General features: G+C 74.0%; 9 protein-coding genes and 1 riboswitch. Of the genes, 6 read left to right on the forward strand and 3 right to left on the reverse strand.

The annotated features are described in order from the left end of the window. The coding region (locus tag IDM29_RS10740) for a hypothetical protein (protein ID WP_223148210.1) at window positions 1–942 on the forward strand (942 nt) is incomplete at its 5' end. A gap of 227 nt (window positions 943–1,169) precedes the next feature. After that, a riboswitch (cyclic di-GMP riboswitch) is annotated at window positions 1,170–1,244 on the forward strand. Window positions 1,245–1,327: 83 nt separating this feature from the next. After that, window positions 1,328–2,503 (forward strand): hypothetical protein, encoded by a 1,176-nt coding sequence (locus IDM29_RS10745; protein ID WP_182113261.1) that lies wholly within the window; start codon window positions 1,328–1,330, stop codon window positions 2,501–2,503. Here IDM29_RS10745 and IDM29_RS10750 read toward each other — a convergent pair. Continuing rightward, on the reverse strand, window positions 2,440–3,750 hold the full coding sequence (locus tag IDM29_RS10750; RefSeq protein WP_182113262.1) for a hypothetical protein: 1,311 nt from the start codon (window positions 3,748–3,750) through the stop codon (window positions 2,440–2,442). The two genes, IDM29_RS10745 and IDM29_RS10750, sit on opposite strands and share 64 nt — an antisense overlap. 1 nt (window position 3,751) lies before the next feature. Continuing rightward, window positions 3,752–5,308, reverse strand: coding sequence for a polysaccharide biosynthesis tyrosine autokinase (locus tag IDM29_RS10755; RefSeq protein WP_182113263.1), 1,557 nt, complete (start codon window positions 5,306–5,308; stop codon window positions 3,752–3,754). Window positions 5,309–5,534: 226 nt separating this feature from the next. On the opposite strand from IDM29_RS10755, the gene IDM29_RS10760 reads away from it, so the two are divergent. Beyond that, window positions 5,535–6,308: a polyprenol monophosphomannose synthase gene (locus IDM29_RS10760; RefSeq protein WP_182113264.1), complete on the forward strand. Its 774-nt coding sequence runs from the start codon at window positions 5,535–5,537 to the stop codon at window positions 6,306–6,308. Here the strand turns inward: IDM29_RS10760 and IDM29_RS10765 are convergent. Next, on the reverse strand, window positions 6,235–6,744 hold the full coding sequence (locus IDM29_RS10765) for a GtrA family protein (RefSeq protein ID WP_182114038.1): 510 nt from the start codon (window positions 6,742–6,744) through the stop codon (window positions 6,235–6,237). The two genes, IDM29_RS10760 and IDM29_RS10765, sit on opposite strands and share 74 nt — an antisense overlap. Window positions 6,745–6,969: 225 nt before the next feature. Between IDM29_RS10765 and mfd the strand changes: the two genes are divergently transcribed. From mfd to IDM29_RS10780, 3 genes are all read left to right on the forward strand, one after another. Then, window positions 6,970–10,647 (forward strand): transcription-repair coupling factor, encoded by a 3,678-nt coding sequence (mfd, locus tag IDM29_RS10770; RefSeq protein ID WP_182113265.1) that lies wholly within the window; start codon window positions 6,970–6,972, stop codon window positions 10,645–10,647. 22 nt (window positions 10,648–10,669) lie between these two features. Continuing rightward, window positions 10,670–11,260 (forward strand): hypothetical protein, encoded by a 591-nt coding sequence (locus IDM29_RS10775; RefSeq protein WP_188037516.1) that lies wholly within the window; start codon window positions 10,670–10,672, stop codon window positions 11,258–11,260. A gap of 2 nt (window positions 11,261–11,262) precedes the next feature. Further along, the coding region (locus tag IDM29_RS10780; RefSeq protein WP_309232718.1) for a MazG family protein at window positions 11,263–11,814 on the forward strand (552 nt) is incomplete at its 3' end.

Consider the following 11,814-nt stretch of genomic DNA (forward strand, 5'->3'; position numbering starts at 1 on the left):
GCGCCGACGCCGACGCCGACGCCGGCGCCGAGCCCGGCGCCCCCGCCCGCCGTGGGCGCCGTGGAGCCGACGGCGGCCACCACCGGTGTGCCCGACGGCACGCCGCTCACGCGGCACGACGGGGACCTGGTGATCACCGAGCCCGGGACCGTCATCGACGGCAAGGACATCCACGGCTTCGTCTCGATCCGCGCGGCCGACGTCACGATCCGCAACTCCGTGGTCCGGGGGAGCGGGACCGGCTCCTACAGCACCGGTCTGGTGAGCTGCCTCGACGCGGCCTGCCGCGGCGCCGTCATCGAGGACACCACCCTCGTGCCCAAGCAGCCGTCGCCGTGGATCACGGGCATCCTCGGGCACGACTACACCGCCCGGCGCGTGGACGTGCACCACGTCGTGGACGGCTTCGGCATCTTCGACACCGGCAACGGCGGGGGACCCGTCGACGTGGTGATCGAGAGCAGCTGGTGCCACGACCTCAGCTACTTCGCCCGCGACCCGCAGCAGGACGGCGGGCCGAGCCACAACGACTGCATCCAGATCCAGGGCGGTTCGGCGATCCGCATCACGGGCAACAGCCTCGAGTCGTTCATGTCGACCGCCGTGGGCGACCAGAGCTACGACGCCCGCAACCGGGGCGCCGGCCTCATGGTGACGCCGACGGTCGCGCCGGTGACCGGTGCCACGGTGACGAAGAACTGGTTCGACGGGGGCTACGCCTCGGTCTCGGTCTCGCGCGGTGGCTACGAGCGCATGCACTTCGGCACGCTCACCGGGAACCGTTTCGGGCGGAACCAGTTCGACCACGGACGTGGCTCCCGGTACGTCATCCGGGTGCGCGAGGGCGTCACGTTCGACTCGTCGCTCACGGGGAACGTCTGGGCGGACGGGGCCGGACCGCTCGCGCTCGGGCGCGACCTCGGCATCCGGTACGACCCGTGACGGCTCCGCCGTGCGACCGCGCGGCGCGGCGGGGCGGCGGTCCTGCACGTGGCGGTGGCGCCCGGTGCCCGGTGCATGACCCGGAAACTGCGCGGGCGAGCCATTCGCGGACGGTCCCGAGATATTCCGTCGTAATGTCCGAATAACCCGGACCGGGCTGATCCGTGCGGGTGACGCCACCTCGACGTGCTGGACCGGCGGAAATGGCCCACGTACGATCCGGTGGTCCACGAGAATGGCAAACCTGTCGCGAGGCAGGGGCGCAAAGCCATGGAACCCCCGCGGTCCGCCAGGCTACCGAATCGACGGAGCACCTCCTGTGCTTGAGCCTCGACCGTCCCGCTCGGCCCGGCGCGGCGCACGCGCGCCCTCCGGCCGTCGCGCGATGGTGGCGCTCGCCCTGGCCGGCGTGCTGGTCGCCACACCGACGGCCGCCGCGGAGGTCGCCCCGACGCCCACCGTCGCGGCTCGCGCCACCGTGGCCGTCCCGGCGGCCACGCCCTCGGCCGGCGATGTCCTCGCGCCCGCGGACGCGGCGCCCTTCGCGGCCGTCACCCTGACGGGGGCGCCGGTTCCGGGCGCGCTCGACATGCCCGCCGCCGCGGCGTCGAGCAGCCAGGTCCCGTCGGCGTACGCGCTCGCGCCGGCCCCCCTCGTGACGGCGCCGGCCCCGGACGTGGTGAAGCCGGACGCGTCGAGCACGGGCGTGAGGGCGGGCTCGCGGCTCCAGACCCATCGTGGGGACATCGTGGTGACGCAGCCCGGCACGGTGCTGGAGAACCTGGACGTGTACGGCTTCGTGACCGTGAAGGCCGCCGACGTGACCATCCGCAACACGCGCGTGCGTGGCAGCGGTCCGGGGTCCTTCGACACCGGTCTGATCAACGCCAACGACGCGCGCGTCAAGAACCTGGTGGTCGAGGACGTCACGCTGGTCCCCGACTTCCCGTCGTACTGGATCAACGGGATGCTCGGTCACGACTACACCGCGCGGCGCGTGAACACCTGGAACGTGGTCGACGGGTTCGGCATCTACAACATCCACGGCACGGCGGCGAACGTGCGGGTCGAGTCGAGCTACGTCCACGACCTGGCCTACTTCTCGCCGGACCCGAACCACTCGGACAACCAGACGCACAACGACGCGATCCAGATCCAGGGTGGCTCCAACATCCAGATCCTCGGGAACACGCTGTCGGTGTGGCGGTCCACGACGGCCGGGACGCAGAACTACGCATACCCGCAGGGTGGATTCGGTGTGATCCTGACGCCGAACGTCAATGCGGTGACGAATTCTCGGATCGACGGGAACTGGGTGGACGGGGCGCACATCCCGATCAAGCTGGTGACGTCCCAGAAGACCGGTCCGATGAACTTCGGTGAGGTCACCAACAACACGTTCGCCCGGGACATGCGCAACACGCCCATGGCGGGGAAGAACAACTGGTTCACGGTGCTCACCACGCCCGACCTGACGGTCATCACCAGCGGGAACGTCTACGCGGACGACGGCACAGCCATCGAGGTCCGCCGCGACAGCGGCACGGGCACCGCTCCCTGACCGGCCGCCGGCCCGGTGCCGGGCCGGGTGCTGGCCACCCCGAGCGCCAGCGCCACCCACAGGATCATGCCGACCGCGGACCGCGACGCGAGGGCGCTGTAGGTGAGCGGCAGGAGGAACGCGATCAGCGCTCCCTGGCGCGCCCCCGGGAGGCGGTCCCCACGCGTCCAGGCCCGGACCACGAGCACGGCCTGGGCACCGAAGTACAGGACGGCGAAGACGGTCCCGATGTCGACCGCGTACATGAGGAACGAGTTCTCGAGGCTCGTGGCGAGGCCACCCTGCGACGCGATCCGGTAGCTCGACGTCAGGCCGTGGCCGACGACCGCGTACTCCCGCCACGTCCGGCCGAAGAAGCTCAGGGCGTCGGTGCGGGCGCCGGTGGATCCCGTGTCGTCCGCGAAGCGTTCCCCGACGCCCTCGACGAGGCTCGTGGACAGCAGCGCCGCGGCGCCCCCGGCGAGGGCGCACAGCCCGAGCAGCCGGGCGTGCGCCGGCGCCGGGGAACGCAGCACCACCCACACGGCCACGACCGCGATGACGACGACGCCCGAGCGTGACTGGGTGATCGCGACGCCGGCGGCGAAGAGCGTGACGAGGGCCAGCTGGAGCGACGTGCGCCGCAGTCCCACGATGAGCGGCGCGGTCACGCACAGGAACATGGAGAGCGTCAGCGGGTGGTCGAACGTGGCCATCCAGCGGTCGAAGCCCTCGCGCCGGAACCACCACCGGGTCTCGTGCGAGCTCTGGTACAGCAGGATGCTCCCCGCGAACCACTGCACGACGGCGAGCGCGGCGGCCGCGCCGCCCAGCGCGAGCAGCGCCGTCCGCACCTGGGTCAGGCGCCCCGCGTCCCCGTCGACGACCGCCAGCACGAGGAGGAAGAGCGCGAGCGGGGCCACGACGACGTCGAGCAGGAGGGCGAGGCCACCCGAGCCGGCCTGCACGGTGGTGAAGGCCGCGACCGCCGTCACGAGGCCGAGGGTAAGCACGAGCAGGACGTGCTCGCCGGCCACCTGGGAGAGGCGCCGGGGCGCGTGCATGGCCTGCGCGACGAGCATGGCGACGACCAGCCAGGCGGCCGGGTGCATGCCGAGCGGGCCCGTCTCGTGCCCGGTGACGAGGTGGCCGGCTGCGGCGGGGATGCCCACCCACAGGCCGAGGATCGCGACGAGGGTCACGACCGGTCGGCGGCGCGTCGCCCAGGCGAGCGCCGCGCACCCACCCGCCCAGAGTGCGAGCAGCATCTCAGCGGTCGGCGCGGACGGACCGTTCCGGGGCCGCCTCACCGGCCGTGCGGCGTTCGGCCCCCGGGTCCTCGTCGGCCGGGGCTGGGCGCCAGACTGGCGTGCCCGGAGCCAAGGGCAGGCCGTCCGCGGGTGTCTGCTCGCGGGTCGTCGGCGAAGCCTCCTGGTCCTGCGCGTCGCCCGGGGCGCGCGGCGCGCGCCCCGTCGTCGCGTACGCCGAGGCGCCGTATCCTCCCGCGGTCACCGCGCTCGGCGCGCCGTTGAGGATCGTGCCCGCCAGCGGTGCACCGACCGCGGCGAGCCCTTCCACGGCGGCGCGTGCCTGCTCGCGCGTCGTCCCGCCGTACCGGACGACGAGGACGACGATGTCCGCGTGGGTCGCGACGACCGACGCGTCGGTGACCGGCAGCACGGGAGGGGTGTCCACGACGATCGTCTCGAAGCGTCCGCGGAGCTCGGTCACCAGCTCCCGCATCGCGTCGCTGCCGAGCAGCTCGGACGGGTTCGGTGGCAGCGTGCCGGCGGCGAGCACCTGGAGGCCGTGCTGGCCCCAGGGCTGCAGCACGTCGTCGACCTTCACGGCACCGGCCAGGACGTTGGTCAGCCCGGCGGAGCCCTCGATCCCGAGCCGCTGCGCGACCATGGGCCGGCGCATGTCCGCCTCCACCAGCAGGACGGACCTGCCGGCCTCGGCGAGCGTGATCGCGAGGTTGCAGGCGGTCGTCGTCTTGCCGTCGCCCGGGACCGCGGACGTGACCACCACGACCTGCATCCGCTTCGTCACGGCGCTGAACGTCAGGTTCGTCCGCAGCTGGCGGTACGCCTCCGCCCGGGGCGAGCCCGGCTCCGCGTCCACGATGAGCAGCTCGCCGGCCCCACCGCGGCGCCGGCGCCCTTCGGCGCCGATCGTGGCGAGCGTGGGCAGCCCGGTCGCCCGCTTGAGGTCGTCGAGGCTGCGGACGGTGCGGTCCAGCATCTGGCGGGCGATCGACAGCGCCAGCCCGAGGGCGATCCCGGCGAGCGCCGCGACGCCGATGTTGAGCGTCGTCCGCGGCGAGATGGGCTCGGGGTTCAGCGTCGGCCCCGAGATCACGGTGAGCGACACGCTGGCCCCGCTCGCCGCATCCGTGCTGTCGAGGCGGGAGATCAGCGGGCCGAACTCGGTGGCGATCGCCTCGGCGATCCGCAGCGCGCGGTCGGTCTCGGTGTCCGTCACGGTCGCGGTGAGCAGGATCGTCTCCGGGTCCACCAGCGCCGACACGCGCGACGTCACCTCGGCGGGCGTGAGGTCGATGTCCGGCTGCGCGGCGACCTCCTGGGCGAGGAGCTCGCTGCTGAGCACGCCGACGTAGGAGTTGATGCGGCGCTGCGCGAACTCGTCCGCCTGCAGGGCCGTCCCGGTGTCCGTGGAGGCCGCGACGAAGAACGTCACCGTGCTCTCGTAGACGGGCGTCATGCGGCTGCTGACGTAGGCGGCGATGCCGACGGTCGCGAGCAGCGTGAGCACCGTGATCCACCAGTGCTTGCGGATCGCGCTGAGGTGATCGGTCAGCTCCACGCTCTGCTCCTCGCTCGGACCGACGGCGGTCGCCGCTGGGCACACCGGTCGTCCGCCTCCCGCCCAGGCGTCATCCTCACATAACGGACTTCTCCGCGGGGGTGCTGTCAGCCGTTCGGCCCAGACTTCACCCCCGATCGGCGGCGGCCGTGCGGGCCGCGGCCGCGTCGCACCGTGACCTCCTAGGATGCTCGCGTCGGGCACCGCCCGGGAGGAGGCGCCTGGCATGGTGAGCTCGGGGCGGTCTGCGCGGCCGCTCGTCGTCGTGCCGACCTACAACGAGGTGCGGTCGCTCGAGGACGTCGTCGGCCGGGTCCGGCGCGAGGAGCCCGCTGCCCACGTGCTCGTCGTGGACGACGGCTCGCCCGACGGCACCGGTGCCGTCGCCGACGCGCTGGCCGAGCGGGACGACCACGTCCACGTGCTGCACCGGACGCAGAAGGCCGGCCTCGGTGCGGCCTACCTGGCGGGTTTCGCCTGGGCGGCGGCGCGTGACCACGACGCCGTCGTGGAGATGGACGCCGACGGCTCCCACCTGCCCGAGCAGCTGCCGGCGCTGCTCGACGCGCTCGCCGACCCGTCGGTCGACGTCGTGCTCGGCTCGCGCTGGGTCCCGGGGGGGCGCATCGTGCACTGGCCGTGGCACCGCGTGCTCCTGTCCCGAGTCGGCAGCGGGTACGCGCGCACGGTCCTGGGGCTGCGGGTCCGCGACGTGACGTCCGGGTACCGCGTGTACCGGGCGCACGTCCTGGCGGCCCTGGTGCAGGAGGAGGTCGCCAGCCAGGGCTACTGCTTCCAGATCGACCTGCTGCGCCGCGCCGTGGCGGGCGGTCACCGCGTGGTCGAGGTCCCGATCACGTTCGTCGAGCGCGAGCAGGGTGAGTCCAAGATGAGCCGCGCGATCGTGATCGAGGCCGTGCGGCTCGTCACCTGGTGGGGTCTGGAGCGGCTCGTGCGACGGGACGACCGGCGGCGTCGGCCGGGTGCGCGGGCCCGGTGAACACCAGCCAGCGGTAGCACACGTACCGCAGCGCCGTGCCGAGCGCGACGCCCACGACGTTCGCCGCGATGTTGTCGGCGAGCGGGGAGGTCAGGCCCAGCACGTACCGCGACACGGCGAGCGTCGCCACGGCCGCGGCGGCACCGAGGCCGTTGACGCCCAGGAAGAGGACGAGCTCGCGGACGGGTCGGGAGGTGCGCCCTCCGGCGAAGGCCCAGTAGCGGTTGCCCACCCAGGACGCGAGCGTCGCCACGAGGGAGGCGACGACCTTCGCCGTGAGCGGCTTGTCGGCGAGCAGCTCCCCGGGGCCCAGGAGGAGCAGGTTGAAGACCGTGACGTCGACGACGTACGCCGCACCGCCCACGGAGCCGAAACGCGCCAGCTCGCGCACGCGCGCGTGCCGGGACACGCGCCGCAGGCGGCCCGCGAGGGGCATCCCTCCACCTGTCGCGCCGCCGGCGCCGGCGGCGTGATGCGCTCCCTGCGTGCCGGTCATCGCCACGATCCTAGGCGAGCCGTCGTGCGGTGGCGGGCGGCCTCGCCACCGGCCCGGCGCGTGTCGCAGGGCGCTCGTAGAATGGAGGCACCACCCCGGTCCGGACGGATCCGGGGTCGTCGTGCTGTGCCCGTGCTGTGCCCGTGCTGTGTCTCGAAGGGACCCATGAACCTCACCGGAGTCCTGCCCGTCCTGCTGCGTGACCCCGCCGCCGCGGCGGCGGTCGAGGCCGCACGCGCCCACCGGGGCCGCGGCGCGCTCGACGTCGTGGCTCCCGCGGGAGCCCGCCCTCCGCTGCTGGCGGCCGTCACCGACGCGGTCGGTTCGGCGCGCCCCGGGACGCAGGCGCCACCCGTCGTCGTCGTCACGGCGACCGGCCGCGACGCCGACGACCTCGCGGCGGCGCTGCGGTGCTACCTGGCCGACGACGACGTCGCCGTGCTGCCCGCCTGGGAGACGCTCCCGCACGAGCGGCTCTCGCCGCGCAGCGACACCGTCGCGCGCCGGCTCTCGGTCTTCCGCCGGCTGGCCCACCCGCAGGGCGAGGGCCAGTCCGGTCCCGTCCGGGCGCTCGTCGTCCCCGTGCGCGCCCTGCTCCAGCCGGTGGTGGAGGGCCTGGGGGACCTCGAGCCCGTCTCGCTGCACGCCGGGGACCAGGTCGACCTCGACGACGTCGCGAACCGCCTCGTCGGCGCCGCCTACACGCGCGTCGACATGGTGGAGCGCCGCGGCGAGTTCGCGGTCCGCGGCGGCATCCTCGACGTCTTCCCGCCGACGGACGACCACCCCCTGCGCATCGAGCTGTGGGGCGACACGGTCGAGGAGATCCGCTGGTTCGCGGTGGCCGACCAGCGCAGCCTCGAGGTCGCCGCGGAGGGCCTGTGGGCCCCGCCGTGCCGCGAGATCCTGCTCACCGAGCCCGTCCGGGCGCGGGCCGCGGCGCTGGTCGCGGAGCTGCCCGGCGCCGCCGAGATGCTCGAGAAGCTCGCCCAGGGCATCGCCGTGGAGGGCATGGAGTCGCTCGCGCCCGTCCTGGTCGAGCGCATGGTGCCGATGCTCGACCTCGTGCCCGACGGCGCGCTGGTCGTCGTCGCGGACCCGGAGCGCGTCCGGCGCCGCGCGCACGACCTCATGGCGACGACCCAGGAGTTCCTCGACGCCGCCTGGACGGCGGCCGCGGCGGGCGGCAGCACCCCGATCGACCTGCGCGCCGCGTCCTTCGCCTCGTACGCCGAGACGCGGGACCTCGCGCTCTCGCGCGACCTCGGCTGGTGGACGATGAGCCCGTTCACGCTGGACGCCGACGCCGTCGAGGCCGCCGGCGAGGGGGCGACGGCCGGGGACGACGACGCCGCGGAGACGCTCGTCGTCGGCGCACGCGACGTGCAGGGCTACCACGGCGACGTCCCGCGCGCGGTGGCCGACCTGCGTGACCTCCAGCGCGACGCCTGGCGCCTGGTCCTGACGACCGAGGGCCACGGTCCGGCCAGTCGCATGGTCGAGCAGCTCTCGGCCTTCGAGGTGCCCGCGCGCCTCGTCGGCGAGCTCGGCGACGAGCCGGAGCCGGGCGTCGTCGTCGTCGTGCCGGCGCGCGCCGGACGCGGCTTCGTCGCGGCCGACCTGCGCCTGGCCGTCTTCAGCGAGGAGGACCTCACCGGGCGTCCCGGCACCTCCACCAAGGACATGCGCTCGATGCCGTCGCGGCGGCGCAACTCGGTCGACCCGCTCGCGCTGCGCGCGGGGGACTACGTGGTGCACGAGCAGCACGGCGTCGGCCGCTTCGTCGAGCTGGTCAAGCGGACCGTGGGCAGCGGGCCGACCGCCGGCACGCGCGAGTACCTGGTGATCGAGTACGCGGCCTCCAAGAAGGGCCAGCCGGGCGACCGCCTGTACGTCCCGACCGACCAGCTCGACCAGGTCACCAAGTACACCGGTGGCGAGTCGCCGACGCTCAACCGCATGGGCGGCTCCGACTGGGCCAAGACGAAGGGCCGCGCGCGCAAGGCGATCCGCGAGATCGCGAGCGAGCTGATCCGCCTCTACTCGGCCCGGATGGCGACGCAGGGTCACGCCTTCGGTCCCGACACCCCGTGGCAGGCCGAGCTCGAGGACGCCTTCGCGTTCGTCGAGACGCCCGACCAGCTCGTCACGATCGACGAGGTCAAGGCGGACATGGAGAAGACGGTCCCGATGGACCGCCTGGTCTGCGGCGACGTGGGCTACGGCAAGACGGAGATCGCGGTCCGCGCGGCCTTCAAGGCCGTCCAGGACGGCAAGCAGGTGGCCGTCCTGGTGCCCACCACGCTGCTCGTGCAGCAGCACCTCGACACGTTCAGCGAGCGCTACGCGCCCTTCCCGGTGACCGTCCGGGCGCTGTCGCGGTTCCAGTCGGAGGCGGAGTCGAAGGAGGTCGTCGAGGGCCTCGCGGACGGCACCGTCGACGTCGTCATCGGGACGCACCGCCTCATCACGGGGCAGGTGCGGTTCAAGGACCTCGGCCTGGTCATCATCGACGAGGAGCAGCGCTTCGGCGTCGAGCACAAGGAGACGCTCAAGCAGCTGCGGACCAACGTCGACGTGCTCGCGATGAGCGCGACGCCGATCCCGCGCACGCTCGAGATGGCGGTCACCGGCATCCGCGAGATGTCGACGCTCGCGACGCCGCCCGAGGAGCGCCACCCGGTCCTGACCTTCGTCGGCGCGTACGACGAGAAGCAGGTGACCGCCGCCATCCGGCGCGAGCTGCTGCGCGAGGGCCAGGTGTTCTACGTCCACAACAAGGTCGAGTCGATCGAGCGGGCCGCGGCCCGCCTCGCCGAGCTCGTGCCCGAGGCCCGCATCGCGACGGCGCACGGGAAGATGGGCGAGCACCAGCTCGAGCGCGTCATCGCCGACTTCTGGGAGAAGCGCTTCGACGTCCTCGTCTGCACGACGATCGTGGAGACGGGCCTCGACATCTCCAACGCCAACACCCTGATCCTGGAGCGCGCGGACCTGCTGGGCCTCTCGCAGCTCCACCAGCTCCGCGGGCGCGTGGGGCGCGGTCGCGAGCGGGCCTACGCCTACTTCATGTACCCGCCCGAGCGGCCGCTCACCGAGACGGCGCACGACCGCCTCGCCACGATGGCCGCGAACACCGACCTCGGCGCCGGCATGCAGATCGCGCTCAAGGACCTCGAGATCCGTGGCGCCGGCAACCTGCTCGGGGGCGAGCAGTCCGGGCACATCGCCGGGGTCGGCTTCGACCTCTACGTGCGCATGGTGGGCGAGGCGGTGGCGGCGTTCCGCGGCGAGACGGAGACGCGTCCGCCCGAGGTCACGCTCGAGCTGCCGGTCGACGCGCACGTGCCGCACGAGTACATCGAGCACGAGCGGCTCCGGCTCGAGGCCTACCGCAAGGTGGCCGACGCGACGACGCCGGAGGCGCTCGAGGCCGTGCGCGCCGAGCTGGTCGACCGGTACGGACCGGTGCCCGAGGCGGTCGAGAACCTGTTCGAGGTCGCCGCCTTCCGCAACACCGCGCGCCAGGTGGGGCTGACCGACGTCACGGCGCAGGGCCGGTACATCCGGTTCGCGCCCGTCGAGCTGCCCGAGTCCGCGCAGCTGCGGCTCAAGCGGCTGTACCCGGGCACGATCCTCAAGCCGGCGATCCGCACGGTGCTCGTCCCCTTCCCGACGACGGCGCGCATCGGCGGCACGCCGCTCGCCGGGCGCGCCCTGCTGGGCTGGGCACGGGACCTCGTCGCCGCCGTCTGGCAGGGCAGCGTGCCGGTCGCGGCCGAGGTGGCGTCCGCCTCCTCGTCCGGGCCGTCGCCGCGTGCGTCGTCGACCGGGCGGCGCTGACCGGCGTGCCTCGTCACCTAGCATGGGCGGGCACACCGGCGCGGGCAGCCGCGGCCGGCTCGTCTTCCAGGAGGTCCGGGTGAGGGTTCGACCGTCCGTCGTCGGCGTGGGTGTCGCCGCCGCGCTGCTGCTGTCCGGGTGCGCGGGGGACCCGTCCGCGGCCGCCGTCGTCGACGGGCGCACGATCACGCGCGCCGAGCTGGAGGCCGCGCAGGCCGACCTCGCCGCCCTGAGCGGCGAGGTGCCCGCGGGCGACCTGCTCACGACCATGGCCGTCGCGCCGCTCTACATCGACGCGGCCGCCGCCGAGGGCGTCGGCGTGTCCGCCGACCAGGCGCGCGGCGTCGTCGCCCAGAGTGCGGCGGGCGGGCCGGGCGCGGAGCGCGAGCTCGCGGACTCGACCGTCGAGGTCTTCCGGATGATCCTGGCCATCAACGCGCTCACCGCGGCACCGGGCGGCGAGGAGGCGCTCGCCGAGGTCGACGAGGCGGCCCGCGAGCTCGACATCGAGGTCAACCCCCGGTACGGCGAGTTCGACCCCGAGTCGGGCGAGGTGGTGCCGCTCGCGCAGCCGTGGCTCGTCGCCGAGACCCCGGAGCCCGCGGCCGAGTGACCGTGCCGTCCACCGGCGCCGGACCGGACGCCCGCGAGGGCGGCGCAGGCCTGGCCGACCTCGTCGCGGTGATGGACCGGCTGCGTTCGCCCGGCGGCTGCCCGTGGGACGCCGAGCAGACGCACAGGTCGCTCACGCGGTACGCCGTCGAGGAGGTCCACGAGCTCGTCGAGGCGATCGAGACGGACGACCGCGCGGCACTGCGCGAGGAGCTCGGCGACGTGCTGCTCCAGGTGGTCTTCCACGCGCGCATCGCGTCCGAGCACCCGAGCGAGCCCTTCGACGTCGACGACGTCGCGGCCGGCGTCGCCGCGAAGCTGCGCCGGCGCCACCCCCACGTCTTCGCGGGCACCGTGGTGCGCGACGCGGCCGAGGTCTCGTCGCGCTGGGACGAGATCAAGCGGGCCGAGAAGGGCCGGACCTCGGCGCTCGACGGCGTCCCCGCCGCGCTCCCCGCGCTCGCGCGGGCGCAGGCGGTGCTCTCGCGGGCCGGCCGCTCGGACTCCCCGGCGGTGGGCGAGGTGCTCGCCGGTGCGCGCCGGGCCGCGGAGCCC

The organism is Actinotalea sp. JY-7885, from assembly GCF_014525465.1.
Classification (GTDB): domain Bacteria; phylum Actinomycetota; class Actinomycetes; order Actinomycetales; family Cellulomonadaceae; genus Actinotalea.